16 protein-coding genes are annotated in these 16,030 nt (G+C 50.8%); 10 read left to right on the top strand and 6 right to left on the bottom strand.

The features are described from left to right. The first annotated feature begins 223 nt into the window (after positions 1–223). Together loiP and MYB54_RS02635 are read left to right on the top strand one after the other, a co-directional pair. On the top strand, positions 224–976 hold the full coding sequence (gene loiP / locus MYB54_RS02640) for a metalloprotease LoiP (RefSeq protein WP_039283589.1): 753 nt from the start codon (positions 224–226) through the stop codon (positions 974–976). 676 nt (positions 977–1,652) lie between these two features. Further along, entirely contained in the window at positions 1,653–2,198 is a 546-nt protein-coding gene (locus MYB54_RS02635) for a helix-turn-helix transcriptional regulator (protein ID WP_014916734.1), read from the top strand. 59 nt (positions 2,199–2,257) lie between these two features. Here MYB54_RS02635 and speA read toward each other — a convergent pair whose 3' ends face one another. Together speA and MYB54_RS02625 are read right to left on the bottom strand one after the other, a co-directional pair. After that, positions 2,258–4,240 (bottom strand): biosynthetic arginine decarboxylase, encoded by a 1,983-nt coding sequence (speA, locus tag MYB54_RS02630; protein ID WP_010285791.1) that lies wholly within the window; start codon positions 4,238–4,240, stop codon positions 2,258–2,260. Then, positions 4,233–4,391 (bottom strand): hypothetical protein, encoded by a 159-nt coding sequence (locus MYB54_RS02625; protein WP_005973095.1) that lies wholly within the window; start codon positions 4,389–4,391, stop codon positions 4,233–4,235. Before MYB54_RS02625 ends, speA begins: the two co-directional genes overlap by 8 nt. A gap of 558 nt (positions 4,392–4,949) precedes the next feature. Here MYB54_RS02625 and metK point away from each other — a divergent pair. From metK to ruvX, 7 genes are all read left to right on the top strand, one after another. Then, positions 4,950–6,101 carry a methionine adenosyltransferase gene (gene metK, locus MYB54_RS02620; protein ID WP_010285793.1) on the top strand — a complete coding sequence of 384 codons (1,152 nt, stop codon included), beginning with the start codon at positions 4,950–4,952 and terminating at the stop codon, positions 6,099–6,101. 248 nt (positions 6,102–6,349) lie between these two features. Further along, complete coding sequence (locus tag MYB54_RS02615; protein WP_205593829.1) at positions 6,350–6,862, top strand: SprT family zinc-dependent metalloprotease; 513 nt, start codon at positions 6,350–6,352, stop codon at positions 6,860–6,862. 96 nt (positions 6,863–6,958) lie between these two features. Beyond that, positions 6,959–7,657, top strand: a complete 699-nt coding sequence (gene endA, locus MYB54_RS02610; protein WP_110162362.1) for a deoxyribonuclease I — start codon at positions 6,959–6,961, stop codon at positions 7,655–7,657. Positions 7,658–7,774: 117 nt separating this feature from the next. Then, entirely contained in the window at positions 7,775–8,509 is a 735-nt protein-coding gene (gene rsmE / locus MYB54_RS02605; protein WP_205591929.1) for a 16S rRNA (uracil(1498)-N(3))-methyltransferase, read from the top strand. 11 nt (positions 8,510–8,520) lie between these two features. Beyond that, positions 8,521–9,480 (top strand): glutathione synthase, encoded by a 960-nt coding sequence (gene gshB / locus MYB54_RS02600; RefSeq protein ID WP_010285797.1) that lies wholly within the window; start codon positions 8,521–8,523, stop codon positions 9,478–9,480. 83 nt (positions 9,481–9,563) lie between these two features. Continuing rightward, positions 9,564–10,127, top strand: a complete 564-nt coding sequence (locus tag MYB54_RS02595) for a YqgE/AlgH family protein (protein WP_039283593.1) — start codon at positions 9,564–9,566, stop codon at positions 10,125–10,127. Then, positions 10,127–10,546, top strand: a complete 420-nt coding sequence (gene ruvX, locus MYB54_RS02590) for a Holliday junction resolvase RuvX (RefSeq protein WP_205569080.1) — start codon at positions 10,127–10,129, stop codon at positions 10,544–10,546. Before MYB54_RS02595 ends, ruvX begins: the two co-directional genes overlap by 1 nt. A gap of 96 nt (positions 10,547–10,642) precedes the next feature. Here ruvX and fbp read toward each other — a convergent pair whose 3' ends face one another. Further along, positions 10,643–11,647 (bottom strand): class 1 fructose-bisphosphatase, encoded by a 1,005-nt coding sequence (gene fbp / locus MYB54_RS02585; RefSeq protein WP_010285800.1) that lies wholly within the window; start codon positions 11,645–11,647, stop codon positions 10,643–10,645. Between the two features lie 169 nt (positions 11,648–11,816). Here fbp and mpl point away from each other — a divergent pair, with 169 nt between their 5' ends. Next, positions 11,817–13,202: a UDP-N-acetylmuramate:L-alanyl-gamma-D-glutamyl-meso-diaminopimelate ligase gene (gene mpl, locus MYB54_RS02580; RefSeq protein WP_039501608.1), complete on the top strand. Its 1,386-nt coding sequence runs from the start codon at positions 11,817–11,819 to the stop codon at positions 13,200–13,202. A gap of 109 nt (positions 13,203–13,311) precedes the next feature. Here mpl and MYB54_RS02575 read toward each other — a convergent pair whose 3' ends face one another. The 3 genes from MYB54_RS02575 to hflC form a co-directional block, all read right to left on the bottom strand. After that, positions 13,312–14,610 carry an adenylosuccinate synthase gene (locus tag MYB54_RS02575; protein ID WP_014916742.1) on the bottom strand — a complete coding sequence of 433 codons (1,299 nt, stop codon included), beginning with the start codon at positions 14,608–14,610 and terminating at the stop codon, positions 13,312–13,314. A gap of 99 nt (positions 14,611–14,709) precedes the next feature. After that, entirely contained in the window at positions 14,710–14,910 is a 201-nt protein-coding gene (locus tag MYB54_RS02570) for a DUF2065 domain-containing protein (protein ID WP_010285804.1), read from the bottom strand. Between the two features lie 124 nt (positions 14,911–15,034). Continuing rightward, positions 15,035–16,030: a protease modulator HflC gene (gene hflC / locus MYB54_RS02565; protein ID WP_039283596.1), complete on the bottom strand. Its 996-nt coding sequence runs from the start codon at positions 16,028–16,030 to the stop codon at positions 15,035–15,037.

Here is a 16,030-nt window from a genome sequence, read left to right as displayed (position 1 = left end):
TAGGCAGTTGATTACAGCGCCATACGCCATGTTTTCTAGTAGGTTCACCTTTATCAACCGCGCCTTTTTGGAACTCCCCAAAACAAAAATTCATCGTCGACAAGATATCGGAAGGCATACAAATCAGATTTTCCGATCTATTTATCAATGTCGTTTTCGGGTACCTTAAAGCCGTTTTTTGGGTATTAAAAAAATAAACATTAATCGTATGGAGATGATTTTTATGGCTATTCGTTCTTCTGTACTGGCGCTGTGTGTAGCAACCTTGCTGACTGGCTGCCAGAACTTAAACACCAATACCTTAATGCAATCTGGCGCACAGGCGTTTCAGGCGGCAACGCTCAGCGATGCTGATGTTAAATCACTCAGCAATCAGTCCTGTGAGCAAATGGATAAAGAAGCAAAGATTGCCCCTGCCGACAGCAAGTACACACAGCGCCTGAATAAAATTGCAGATGCGCTGGGTCATGACATCAACGGTACACCAGCCAACTATAAGGTTTATCTGACAAAAGATGTTAACGCCTGGGCAATGGCTAACGGCTGCATCCGCGTCTACAGCGGCCTGATGGATATGATGAATGACAACGAAGTGGAAGGCGTTCTCGGCCACGAAATTGGCCACGTTGCGCTGGGCCACACGCGTAAAGCCATGCAGGTTGCCTATGCGGCGACGGCTGCACGTACTGCCATTGGCTCTGCGGGTGGCGTAGCGGCGTCCCTGTCACAGTCTCAACTCGCCGATCTGGGAGAGAAACTGGTTAATTCCCAATTCTCTCAAACTCAGGAAACGCAGGCAGACGACTATTCCTTCGATTTGCTGAAGAAACGTGGCGTCAAACTGGAAGGTCTGGCAAGCAGCTTTGAAAAACTGGCCAAACTTGATGCCGGTCGTGAGAGCAGCATGTTCGATTCCCATCCTTCATCAGAAGGACGCGCCAAACACATTCGTGAGCGTATCGCTGCCGAGAAATAATCACACACGCTGATTACTCGCAAAGAACACACACGACGGGCAATTGAAAAAATCTCAATTGCCCGCTAGTCATCCGACCACTATCATCCCCATCATATTCACGGTAAGCTGCTACATAACCGCTATCGCCAATCGCTTCTATCCTCACAATGATAGGATTTAAGAATTAATCGATATAAATAGATAGCTATTTTCAATCGTATTTACTTTCTGTTCTCTTTTTAAGAAACGAATCTCGGCAGATTTCCAGATGCTGGGAGCCGCAATCCGCGAATGGGCGGCATACGGAAAAACAGGCAATCGCGATTAGCACAGAGACATACGTCGCAATAAACAAGAATGATGGAGTAACCCCCTGTATTTAAAGATAGAAATAAACCAGTAAATCAAGCATACTATGTTAAACCAATAAAAATTTTTCCAGTTTGATCATATAGATATATGATAAAACCTGTTGTCGCGTCCGCAGGTTTCTCTAGAGGCTCCACCTTTTAGCGATTTAAAGGCATTTCAGGATCGCGATTTCTTAATAACTGGATAACATCAGCAGCGATTATTGGTTTATGGCCACTTTCAGACAATAAACTCATATGTGTTAAAAATCATGGATGTGAGAATTTTCAGTAAATGCAATTTTACCACGGTAGGATTACGGGAAATCCTATCCAGTATCCCTATGCTCTCGATAAAGCCCGTCAACCGGTTTACGCTGCAGCAAGGAAAGAAGAAATGTATTTTCATCATTGACGGTAGCAGCGAGGGCTTTGAGGAATACTACGAGTCGATAAGAACTCACTTTTATAATATGGCATCGTCGTTCGTTATCATCAATAATTCCCCCAATCACCCACCCGTGTGCATTGACGAAAAAACGATTCTTATTTCAAAGTCAGCAGCCATCGATTCTTTTTATAAATTACTCGATTTTGTCCACCTTCACGACCGCCGTTTATTCAGTCCCGTCAGACTGTCAAAATCTGAATATGCCGTATTCCAGCATTGGTGTGCGGGCTACACAGCGGAAGCGATTGCCGATATCATCGGATTAAATAAGAAGTCCGTACTGAACAGCAAATCACGATTACTGAATAAATATGGCGTTCAGGATAAAAACTCTTTACTGCTTATTGCCAAAATTATCTTCAAAGACAGCGTCATTGAAGAATTTGATTCCCTTCCAAAACCAGCAACAGATATCAATATGAGTCATTCGACTATCTAAGCGATAGCCGAAAAAAAAGGGATGCTCGCTCGCATCCCTTTTTACTCACTCAGTCACACTTATTCTTCATCTTCCAAATAAGTATAGCCGTACAGCCCGCTTTCAAACTCTTCCAGGAACTGCGCCTGAAGTTCGGTATCCAGATCGGTTTCTTTCACTTGATCGCGGAAACGGGTCATCAACACTTTGGGGTCAAGCTGCACATATTCCAGCATGTCAGCAACCGTATTCCCTTCGTCAGATTCTTCAATCTCAACGGTGCCATCCTGGAAGACAAACACGTCAACGGTCGACGTATCGCCAAACAGGTTATGCATATTCCCCAGGATTTCCTGATAGGCACCGACCATAAAGAAGCCCAGCAGCGGCGGGTTTTCTGGATCGTAAGGCGGCATCGGCATCGTCGTCGCGATCCCGTCACCATCGACATAATGATCGATCGTACCATCGGAATCACAGGTAATATCGAGCACGACAGCACGGCGCTCAGGCGGCTTATTTAGCCCTTCTAACGGCATTACCGGGAACAGCTGATCGATCCCCCACGCATCCGGCATGGATTGGAACAGCGAGAAGTTGACATACAGCTTGTCAGCCATCCGCTCCTGTAATTCATCGATGACCGGCCGATGTGCTCGGTTGCTCGGATCCAGCTGTTCCTGAATCATCTGGCAGATGCTCAGATAAAGCTGCTCTGCTTTCGCGCGCTGCGTCAGATCCAACATGCCGTGCGTGTATTGGGTATGCACATCGTGCAAGTCCATCTGGCTGTCGTGCAGCCATTCACGCAGCGAACGGCGTTTCCCCGGCTGCTTGATTTCTTTCCAGGTTGACCACAGGCTCTCCAGCGCACGCGGAGCGCCTTCTTCCGGCTCAGTCGGGTCACTGAATTCGTTGCGTTCAACACCGATAATATTGGAAACCAACACGGTATGGTGCGCGGTTACCGCACGGCCAGACTCGGTGATGACCGTCGGATGCGGCAACCCATGTTCGTTACAGGCATCACCGATGCCCCAAATCACGTTGTTGGCATATTCGTTCAGGCCATAGTTCACTGAACAATCGGACTGAGAACGCGTGCCTTCATAATCCACGCCCAACCCGCCACCGACGTCAAAGCACTGGATATTCACGCCCAACTTATGCAATTCGACATAAAAGCGCGCGGATTCACGCACGCCCGTCGCGATATCACGGATATTCGCCAACTGCGATCCCAGATGGAAATGCAGCAGTTGCAGGCTATCCAACTTCCCAGCCTCACGCAGCATCTCAACCAGTTGCAGTACCTGGACCGCCGCCAGACCAAACTTGGATTTTTCACCGCCGCTGGATTGCCACTTGCCCGATCCCTGAGAAGCCAGACGCGCGCGGACGCCAAGGCGCGGCACCACATTCAAGCGCTCGGCTTCTTCCAGCACCAACCGGATTTCGGACATCTTCTCGATGACCAGATAAACCTTGTGGCCCAGCTTTTCGCCGATGAGTGCCAGACGGATGTATTCACGGTCTTTGTAGCCGTTACACACAATCACCGTGCGGGTCATGCCCGCGTGGCCCAGTACCGCCATCAGCTCCGCTTTTGAACCGGCTTCCAGACCCAACGGCTCACCGGAATTAGCCAGTGACTCAATGACGCGACGATGCTGGTTCACCTTGATTGGATAAACCAGAAAATACCCGCCTTCATAACCAAACGATTCGCGAGCCTGTTTAAACGCAGCGTTAATAGAACGCAGGCGATGCTGAAGGATTTGCGGAAAGCAGAACAGCGCAGGAAGGCGCTGATGGTTATCTTTCTGCATATCTTTGACCAGTCTGGCCAAATCGACGCGAGCTTCTGGTACGTCAGGATCTGGGCACACGCTAATGTGGCCGAGCTCATTGACGTCATAGTAATTATTGCCCCACCAGGCAATATTGTAAGTACGAAGCATTTCGCTGGCATTACGGTCATTCATGGCAACCTCCTGCATAGAGCGCAAATTTTCATGTTTACCCGTCGCTGACGAGCCGTGATGAATCATGTCGTCAGACATAACGAACCTCTTCTTTTTCTAGACTGCTGATCACATCAGTACCTGAATAAACAGCCCACATGAGCATACCTGCAACATGCGGCATCGACAGTGAAAAAACCGGCGTAGTGAAGTATGCCGTCACTTTATTACTCTTATTAGTGTAAAACACGTTGTCAGGCTCCGTGTTACGGGTCGATAAAACTCGTTGTGAAAATCACCGGGCGAACGTGACCAGAAAGACGCTAAACGCTTCTGGCAGAAAGAATAACAGGCAGGTTAACCAGCCCTGGAGTCCTGTGTCGAATTTAAAGACAGGCTACGTCGAGAAACGGAAAAGAAGGGTTGAGTCGCGGACGCGGTAGCGTCAAAAGGGACATATTGCGAACGCAATATACTCAGTAAACAACGGATCATTAATCCTACCACCTCCACGTGCGCCGCAGGCTATGCGGTCAGCTATCAATAAAAAATTCAAGATGTCGCGGGTTGTATCACCGCTCGCCGTTTATACCTACATGCTGCTGGAAAAGCAAAATGAAAATTACCGCTAGTCATCTCTTGTAAAAGAAAAAACGGCCGATGATAAAAGGACGATGGCGCGCTAATGCGAAAAACTACTGGCACTGAGACCAAAAGGTGACCTAGAATAGCCATCCAGATGTTAATCCGTCTATACCGATTAACTGATACACTGCTTAACGGCTTTGATTTGAAGGTAAAGAAACTCATGGCTAAACACCTTTTTACGTCCGAGTCAGTCTCTGAAGGACATCCTGATAAAATTGCTGACCAGATTTCTGATGCGGTTCTCGACGCCATTCTGGAGCAAGACCCAAAAGCGCGTGTCGCTTGTGAGACTTATGTAAAGACCGGCATGGTGTTAGTCGGTGGTGAAATTACCACCAGCGCCTGGGTCGACATCGAAGAAATTACCCGTCGTACCGTGCGTGATATCGGTTATGTCAATTCTGAAATGGGCTTTGACGCTAACTCTTGCGCCGTACTGAGCGCGATTGGCAAGCAGTCTCCTGATATCAATCAGGGCGTTGACCGCCGCGATCCGCTGGAACAAGGCGCAGGCGATCAGGGTCTGATGTTCGGTTACGCAACTAACGAAACCGACGTCCTAATGCCAGCCCCCGTGACTTATGCACACCGTCTGGTTCAGCGCCAGTCAGAAGTCCGCAAGAGCGGCTCTCTGCCGTGGCTGCGCCCGGATGCAAAAAGTCAGGTTACGTTCCTGTACGACGATGGCAAGATTGCTGGCATCGATGCCGTGGTGCTGTCTACCCAGCATTCAGAAGACATCAGCCAGAAAGATCTGCATGAAGCGGTGATGGAAGAGATCATCAAACCGGTTCTGCCAGCAGAATGGCTGTCTGCCAATACCAAATATTTCATCAACCCAACCGGACGCTTTGTTATCGGCGGCCCAATGGGTGACTGCGGTTTAACTGGCCGTAAAATCATCGTTGATACCTACGGCGGCGCGGCACGTCACGGCGGCGGTGCGTTCTCCGGTAAGGATCCGTCTAAAGTAGACCGTTCTGCTGCTTACGCTGCTCGTTATGTTGCCAAGAATATCGTCGCTGCTGGCCTAGCCGATCGCTGCGAAATTCAGGTGTCCTACGCTATCGGCGTGGCAGAACCCACGTCCATCATGCTCGAAACCTTTGGCACAGAGAAAGTGTCCACCGAGCAGTTGACGCTGCTAGTGCGTGAATTCTTCGATCTGCGTCCTTACGGCTTAATCCAGATGCTGGATCTGCTGCATCCGATTTATCAGGAAACCGCAGCCTATGGTCACTTTGGCCGCGAACATTTCCCGTGGGAAAAAACGGACAAAGCCGCAGAGCTGCGTGAAGCTGCTGGCCTGTAATCTAGCGACTAAATAAAGGCTATACCCTAAATAATTCGAGTTGCATGAAGGCGGCGACGCAGCGAATCCCCAGGAGCTTACACCAGTAAGTGACTGGGGTGAGCGAGGAAAGCCAACACACATGCAGCTTGAAGTATGACGGGTATAAAACGGCGAATGAAAATTCACCGTTTTTCATTCTATCTCCCCTGCATTTCCCTCCGCTTCACCTATTGCGTCTCCCAGCCACTCAATTTATGCTCACAGCAATGAACACATCCCGAATCCCCATTGCCAGCCATCAGGCTGTAATGCGCTGTCTGCGTGATAAATTGCAACAGGCTAACCTCACCTTGCAGACGGACTACACCGAGCCAACAGTAAACTACCAGCAACGCGGTTCAACGGCAGGAACGGCCTGGCTGCAACACTGGGAAATTCGGCTGAATCCTGTCTTGTTGCAGGAAAATCAGCAGGCCTTTATCGATGAAGTCGTTCCCCATGAGTTGGCTCATCTGCTGGTTTATGCACGTTTTGGCCGTGTCGCACCGCATGGCAAGGAATGGCGCTGGATGATGGAAAACGTCCTGCACGTCCCGGCAAAACGTACACATCGGTTTGCGGTGCAATCTGTACAGGGGAAAACCTTCACCTACCTGTGTGATTGCCAACGGCATGAGCTGACGATCCGCCGGCACAATCGGGTGCTGCGCGGCGAAACAGAATATCGCTGTCGTCGTTGCGGGAAAACCTTACGTCATGATGTAAAAAGTTCTATTTAAAAGGGAATTTCTAGTTTTAAAAACTGCTTTTGCATTTGCCTGCCGACGAGACATCCGGTAGTCTGCCAACTTTACAGCCTGTGGATTATTTGGAATATGCTACGCAAAATTCTCGCTATCGCCGCCGTTGGCGCGACGCTGGTTTCGGCTACCGCGCTGGGTCAAAACATCAATAATTTTTCGCAGGCAAAGGCCGCTGCTGTCGACATTAATCGCGATGCGCCGGGTTCGTTCTACTGTGGCTGCAAGATTACGTGGCAGGGCAAGAAAGGCACACCTGACCTTGAATCCTGCGGCTATCAGGTGAGGAAAAATGAGCAGCGTGCCAGCCGTATCGAGTGGGAGCACGTTGTACCGGCCTGGCAATTCGGCCACCAGCGCCAGTGCTGGCAGGATGGTGGCAGAAAGAACTGTAACAGCGACCCTGTTTACCGCGAGATGGAAACCGATTTACATAACCTGCAACCTGCTATCGGCGAAGTAAACGGCGATCGCGGCAATGCCATGTATGGACAATGGAACGGTGGTGCATCCCAATATGGTCAATGCGAGATGAAGGTCGATTTCAAAAATAATCTGGCAGAACCGCCCGCTCGCGCTCGCGGCCAGATCGCGCGTACCTATTTCTATATGCGCGACCGCTATCAGTTACGCCTTTCCAGCCAGCAAACCCAGCTGTTCGAAGCCTGGGATAAGCAATACCCGGTCACCCAGTGGGAATGTACCCGCAATCAGCGCATCGCCGCAAAACAGGGAAACCCAAATCCCTACGTTCAACAGGCTTGCCAGCGCTAGTTCGTCTACCTACTATAGCGAATCTGTTTCCAGCAAAACCACCGCCAGATGACGGTGGTTTTGCCTATTTCTGGCGTTTCTGCGCCGCTCTATTTTATTCAAAGGTCTGAATTCAGTATGCGAGTACCACGCATTTTTCATCCCGAAACGCTCCCCCTTAACGGTGGTGAAGTCGAACTGAGTGACGATGCCGCCAATCATGTGGGTCGCGTGTTACGCATGACTACGGGTCAGTCATTGCAGCTGTTTGATGGCAGCAATCATGTCTTTGATGCAGAAATCATCACGGCTGGCAAAAAGAGTGTGCGCGTTCGCTTCACAGCAGGTAAGTTGGAAGATAAAGAATCGCCCCTACATTTACATCTGGGACAGGTGATGTCGCGCGGCGAGAAGATGGAGTTTACCATTCAGAAATCCATCGAGCTGGGCGTCAATGTGATTACCCCACTGCTTTCTGAACGCTGTGGCGTCAAACTGGATGCCGAGCGTATGGAGAAAAAAATTAGCCAGTGGCAGAAAATTGCGATCGCCGCCTGTGAACAGTCCGGCCGCAATTGTGTGCCGCTGGTGCGGCCAGCGATGACGCTGGAAGCCTGGTGTGCGGAGCAAGACAACGCGTTGAAATTAAATCTGCACCCGCGCGCCACACAAAGCATCAATACGTTACCACTGCCGGTCGCTCGGGTCAGGCTACTGATCGGCCCGGAAGGCGGGCTCACCGCCGGTGAAATTACCATGACCTCAGAACACGGATTCACTGATATCCTGTTGGGGCCACGCGTCTTGCGCACAGAAACCACTGCACTCACCGCCATGACCGCCTTACAGGTACGTTTCGGCGATTTGGGGTAAAGGAGAAAAGAATGATCAAACTCGGTATCGTGATGGATCCAATTGACACCATCAATATCAAGAAAGACACCAGCTTTGCCATGCTGCTGGAAGCACAGCGCCGTGGTTGGGAACTACATTATATGGAGATGAACGATCTCTATATGCATGCGGGCGTCGCGCGTGCAACAACGCGTCGCCTGAGCGTTCAGTACGATTACGACGGCTGGTACGATTTCTCCGGCGAGCAGGATATTGCGCTGGAAGAGTTGGATGTGGTGCTGATGCGTAAAGATCCGCCGTTCGATACGGAGTTCATCTACGCCACCTATATTCTGGAACGTGCAGAAGAGAAAGGTACGCTGATCGTCAACAAGCCGCAGAGCCTGCGTGATTGCAATGAGAAGCTGTTCACCGCCTGGTTCCCGCATCTGACCCCCGATACGCTCGTTACGCGTCGTGCAGACAAACTGCGTCAATTCCATGAAAAACACGGCGACGTCATTCTCAAACCGCTCGACGGCATGGGCGGCGCGTCTATTTTCCGTTTGAAGCAGGATGATGCCAACGTTTCGGTCATCATCGAAACGCTGACCGAACACGCGACCCGTTACTGTATGGCACAAAACTATCTGCCGGCAATTAAAGACGGCGACAAACGCGTGCTGGTGGTCGATGGCGAACCCGTTCCTTACTGCCTGGCACGTATCCCGAAAAGCGGTGAGACACGCGGCAATCTGGCAGCCGGTGGGCGCGGCGAAGCACGTCCGCTAACCGAAAGCGACTGGAAAATCGCCCGTGATGTCGCACCGACCTTAAAAGCCAAAGGCCTGATTTTCGTCGGTCTGGACATCATCGGTGACCGCCTGACAGAAATTAACGTCACCAGCCCGACCTGCGTACGTGAAATCGAAGCGGCTTACCCGGATGTTTCTATCACTGGCATGCTGATGGACGCCATTGAAAAGCGTCTGGCTGCACGTACCCGCTAAGACCAGAGACACCTGACACGCCACCCGGCCCGCGCAATACGGGCCGTTTCTCCAACGCTGACGGATATCGATAAAAATACACAATGAATTTACAGCATCACTTCCTCATTGCTATGCCAGCACTACAGGACTCTGTATTTAAACGTTCGGTGGTCTATATCTGCGAACATAATGAAGACGGAGCCATGGGGCTGATCATCAACAAACCGATGGATCAGTTTTCCGTGGAAAATGTGCTGAAAAAGCTAAAAATAGATCCGACACCGCGCGATCCTGCCATTCGATTGGATAAACCCGTCTTCATTGGCGGCCCACTGGCGGACGACCGTGGCTTTATCCTGCATACGCCCTGTTCCGGCTTTGGTTCCAGCATCAGTATTTCTGAGGACACAATGATCACCACGTCCAAAGACGTGCTGGAAACGTTAGGTACGCCTAATCAGCCAAAAAATACGCTGGTCGCCTTAGGCTACTCCGCCTGGGAGAACGGCCAACTTGAAGAAGAACTGCTGGATAATGCCTGGCTGACGACGCCAGCCGATAAAGACATTCTGTTCCATACGCCAATTGCCGAACGCTGGCGGGCGGCGGCCAGAAAGTTGGGTATCGATATTCATAATATCTCCACCGAAGCAGGACATGCCTGATGGCCAGCAGAACCATTCTTGCCTTTGATTTTGGGACAAAAAGTATCGGTGTCGCCATTGGTCAGGAAATTACCGGTACAGCGCGTGCACTGACGTCGTTCAAGGCGCAGGAAGGGATACCCGATTGGCAAAAAGTGGAAAAGCTGTTGTCAGAATGGCAGCCCGATCTGGCCGTCGTCGGCTTGCCGCTCAACATGGATGGCACCGAACAACCCCTGACGGCACGGGCGCGGAAGTTCGCTAACCGACTGCATGGCCGTTTTGGCATCGCGATTGAGTTACACGATGAACGCTTGAGTACGGTGGAAGCACGTGCCGATCTCTTCGAACGCGGTGGTTTTAAAGCGTTGGATAAAGGTAGCGTAGACGCGGCGTCTGCGGTGATTATTCTGGAGAGCTGGTTCGAAGCACAGCGTTAAAAGACAATCCCGTGTAGCCGAATATCCGACCACACGGGACTATATTTATGACTAATTAATTGATAACTAATTAGTATTAACGACTAATTAATGCAATTAGGCGTCTGGGAATTCACGGATGAAACGTTCGACGTCATCAACCATGGATTCAGTTCCTACGAAGAACGGTGAACGCTGATGCAGTTTCTCTGGCGTGATATCCAGAATACGGTTTTTACCGTCGCTGGCCTTACCGCCCGCCTGCTCCGCCAGAAACGCCATCGGGTTGCATTCGTACAACAAACGCAGTTTACCTTTCGGATAGCTCGCCGTGCTCGGGTACAGGTAAATTCCGCCTTTCAGCAGGTTACGATGGAAATCTGCAACCAGTGAACCGATGTAACGCGACGTATAAGGACGCTGCGTCTCTTCATCCTGCTCCTGACAGTATTTGATGTATTTCTTCACGCCGACAGGAAACTTGATGTAGTTCCCCTCGTTGATGGAATACATATTCCCTTTTTCCGGGAAGCAAACTTTTTCATGCGAGAGACAGAACACACCGAGCGACGGATCGTAAGTAAAGGCGTGAACGCCGTGACCCGTGGTGTACACCAGCATGGTTGAAGAACCGTAAACGATGTAGCCCGCAGCAACCTGCTGACTACCCGGCTGCAAGAAATCAGCTTCCGTGACTGACGTTCCCAGCGGCGTAATACGGCGATAAATAGAGAAAATCGTACCGACAGAGACGTTTACATCAATATTCGACGAGCCGTCCAGCGGATCCATCAGAACGACATACTTGGCATTTTCCGCCTTATCACCTTCAAAGATAACAATTTCGTCTTCTTCTTCGGAGGCGATACCTGCCACTTCACCACGTGCCTTTAATGCCGCTTTCAGTTTCTCATTGGCATACAGATCGAGCTTCATCTGCACTTCGCCCTGAACATTCGAAATACCGCTGGCTCCCAGGATATCAACCAAACCCGCTTTATTGATATCACGGTGAATAATCTTGGCACCCAGTTTAATAGCAGACAGCAGCGCGGTAAGCTCACCTGTGGCGTGAGAGAAATCGTGCTGTTTTTCGACGATAAATTCGCCTAACGTTTTCATAACACTATTCCAGAATCTACGGATGAAAAGCGGTTTCATTTCTGCACCGCCAACGTTTGCGCATGCAGTGTAGCCCAAAGAGAAAGTGAGTACCTAGTCAAATCCATTTCTTATGGCGGATTCATAGCGTTAGAATGTGACGCAGACTCACTGTGAAGATGGAAAATGTATGCGTATTCATATTTTAGGTATCTGTGGCACCTTTATGGGTGGCCTTGCCCTGCTTGCTCGTTCGCTGGGGCATGACGTCACAGGCTCAGATGCAAATGTTTATCCCCCCATGAGTACCTTACTTGAAGAACAGGGAATCACGCTGATTCAGGGATACGATCCAGCACAGCTTAGCCCTGCGCCTGATTTGGTCATCATCGGTAATGCGATGACGCGCGGAAACCCGTGTGTTGAAGCCGTACTGGAACAGGGATTACCTTATGTTTCCGGCCCACAGTGGCTGCATGATTATGTGCTGCGCGATCGCTGGGTGATTGCCGTTGCGGGTACACATGGCAAAACCACCACGGCGGGGATGGTCACCTGGATTCTGGAAGATTGCGGCTACCAGCCTGGCTTCGTGATCGGCGGAGTTCCCGGCAATTTCACCGTTTCCGCACGCTTGGGTGACAGCCCGTTCATGGTGCTCGAAGCCGATGAATACGACTGTGCGTTCTTCGACAAACGTTCCAAATTCGTACATTACTGCCCAAGAACGCTGGTGCTCAACAATCTTGAGTTCGATCACGCCGACATCTTTGACGATCTGAAAGCCATTCAGAAACAGTTCCACCATCTTGTGCGACTGGTGCCGGGCACGGGGAAAATCATCCTGCCAGCCAATGACCTTAACCTCAAACAGGTGATGGGAATGGGATGCTGGAGCGAGCAGGAACTGGTTGGCGAAGAAGGCACATGGCGTGCACAAAAAGTGGCGATCGATGCCAGCCAATATCAGGTTTACCTGAACAATGAACTCGTCGGTGAAGTCCACTGGAAGTTGGTGGGCGAACACAATATGCACAACGGGCTGATGGCTATCGCTGCCGCTCACCACGTTGGCGTACTGCCTGCTGATGCCTGCCGCGCACTGGGTGGATTTATCAACGCACGTCGTCGTCTGGAGTTACGCGGTACGGAGCACGGCGTCACGGTTTATGACGATTTTGCGCACCACCCTACCGCAATTCTGGCGACGCTGTCGGCGCTACGCAGCAAGGTTGGCGGCACGGCTCGGATTTTGGCTGTGCTTGAACCCCGTTCTAACACCATGAAATTGGGGATGTGCAAAAACGAGCTAGCACCGTCATTAGGCCGCGCCGATGAAGTTTTTCTATTCCAGCCGACACATATTCCATGGCAGGTGGTAGAAGTTGCGGAAGCCTGCGTACAACCCGCTCACTGGAGCGCAGATATTGACACGCTGGTAGAAAACATCGTCAAGACCGCACAGCCTGGCGACCACATTCTGGTGATGAGCAACGGCGGGTTCAGCAACATCCACAATAAGCTGCTGGATGGCCTGAAGAACAAAGCGCAGAAGGCGAAAGACGTTCAGGAATAACAGGTAGAAGCCGTCGTTGTTCACACCACGACGGCCAAACGGTAGATAGCAAAAAGGACGGGAATCCCGTCCTTTTTCATCTTCGCCTCACCCATTAAGGGCGGCAAAATCAAGCGTCGAACGGATCGCGCAGCACCATCGTTTCGCTGCGATCTGGGCCGGTAGAAATGATATCAATCGGCACACCAGTGATTTCTTCGATACGTTTGATGTAGTTCAGCGCAGCCTGCGGCAGTTTGCTGTGATCTTTCACGCCAAACGTGCTTTCAGACCAGCCTGGCATCGTTTCGTAAATCGGCTCAAGACCTTCCCAGCCCTCAGCAGCCAGCGGAGTCGTATCCACTTCGGTGCCGTTCGGCAGGCGATAGCCTACGCAGATTTTAATCTCTTTCAGGCCGTCCAGAACATCCAGCTTGGTCAGGCAGAAACCAGACAGCGAGTTGATCTGTACTGCACGACGTACGGCAACCGCATCCAGCCAGCCGGTACGACGACGACGCCCCGTGGTCGCGCCAAACTCGTTACCTTTCTGAGACAGATGCTCGCCCACTTCTTCAAACAGTTCAGTCGGGAATGGACCTGCACCTACACGGGTAGAGTAAGCTTTAACGATACCCAGTACGTAGTCTACATAGCGTGGACCCAGACCAGAACCGGTAGCAACGCCGCCCGCAGTGGTGTTTGAAGAGGTCACGTACGGATAAGTACCGTGGTCGATATCCAGCAACGTACCCTGTGCGCCTTCAAACATGACGAAATCGCCACGCAGGTGCGCTTTGTACAGCAGATCGGAAACATCAACGACCATGCCTGTCAGAATATCGGCAATCGCTAACACGTCGTCCAACACTTTCTGGTAGTCGACAGCGTCAGCTTTATAGTAGTTAACCAACTGGAAGTTATGGTATTCGACGATCTCTTTCAGTTTGACAGCAAAGGTTTCTTTATCAAACAGATCGCCAACGCGCAGGCCACGGCGAGCAACTTTATCTTCATACGCAGGGCCGATACCACGGCCAGTCGTACCAATTGCTTTCGCACCACGCGCTTTTTCACGCGCGTTATCCAACGCGACGTGATAAGGCAGGATTAACGGACAGGCTTCAGAAAGCAGCAGACGTTCGCGTACCGGGACGCCACGCGCTTCAAGCTCCGTCATCTCTTTCATCAATGCGTCAGGCGCCAGCACAACACCGTTACCGATGATGCTGACAACATTTTCACGCAGAATGCCAGAAGGAATTAAATGAAGGACGGTTTTTTCACCGTTGATAACCAGCGTGTGGCCAGCGTTGTGTCCACCCTGATAGCGCACAACATATTTAGCCCGTTCAGTCAGCAGGTCAACGACCTTGCCTTTACCTTCGTCACCCCATTGGGTGCCCAGTACGACGACGTTCTTACCCATTTCAAGAATCACCAGGTTGCTTAAAAAAGGATTCTACCATCTCATTTGGATGCTTTCAGTACTTTTAGCACACGATTGCGCACATTTTTCCGCTTAATTTTAGCCACCCATCCGGCTACGCAACATGTAGTAGATCACGCACCCTGCAACAACTATTCCGCCGCCAAAACGGCGCAAAATAGTATCCGGCAACTGCGCTATTCCCAAAATCATACGTCGCCAGAGACGGGGAAACAGCAGCGGCCCCAATCCTTCGAGCACCAAAACCAGCCCGAGCGCCAGCCAAATCGTTGAATTCATAACCACCCCTTTTCCCGCTTCAAGTACGAACAGGACCAAACTCTTGGATTTGTCTCTGCCAGAAAATGGCAAAAAAAAGCCCGGAGAAAGAACCCGGGCTTGATGAGACGTTAGTGAATGACTATCAGCGGCGTGGAACCATGCTGCTTTCCGGTGACTTCATGTAGCGGAAGAAGTCGCTATCCGGGCTGAGCACCATCACGTCCTGATTATTACTGAAGCTGTTTTCATACGCGCGCAGGCTACGAACGAAAGCGTAGAAGTCAGGATCTTCACTGAATGCATTAGCAAACAGTTTCGCCGCTTCGGCATCCCCTTCACCACGGGTGATACGTCCCTGACGTTCAGCTTCAGCCAGCGTACGGGTGACTTCATAGTCGGCCGTCGCTTTCAGCTTTTCAGCCTCTTCCTGACCTTGTGAACGGTGGCGACGAGCTACCGCTTCACGCTCTGCACGCATACGTTGGTAAATTGCGTCAGAGACTTCAGTTGGCAGGTTGATTTGCTTAATTCGCACATCGATAACCTCAATACCCAGCGCAGCCATACTGTTAGGGTTGATATGAGGTTCGTTGCTCGTTGTCTCTTTCTCAACACGCGCAGCAGCAGAAGCAATCGCATTATCGGCTTCGGTCGTTTCACCGGTACCGGTATTCAGCGCTTCACGCACGTCAGACATCAGTTGACCACGCGAGTCGGTAACAATGCCTTTCACATCCAGACGACCAATCTCGGAACGCAGACGGTCACTGAACTTACGTTTCAGCAGTACTTCAGCCTGAGAGATGTCACCACCGCCCGTTGCCAGATAGTAACGGCTGAAATCGCTGATACGCCACTTAAGGTAAGAATCGACAATCAGGTCTTTCTGCTCTTTTGTGATAAAGCGGTCAGCCTGGTTTTCCATGGTCTGGATACGCGCATCCAGCATTTTCACTGAGTCGATAAACGGAATCTTGAACTGCAACCCCGGTGCATAGATCAGCGGCTTATTGTCGTCATCACGCAATACTTTGCCAAAACGCATCACAATGCCGCGCTGGCCTTCCTGCACCACAAACAGTGACGCATAGACCACCATCAGTACCAGGATCAGGATAAATAGTAAGGGCTTACGCAT

It is taken from the genome of Pectobacterium nicotianae (assembly GCF_023272715.1).
GTDB classification, from domain to species: Bacteria; Pseudomonadota; Gammaproteobacteria; order Enterobacterales; family Enterobacteriaceae; genus Pectobacterium; species Pectobacterium brasiliense.
The sequence above is the reverse complement of the archived record's forward strand: the minus strand, read 5'-3'. Positions and strand labels throughout refer to the sequence as shown.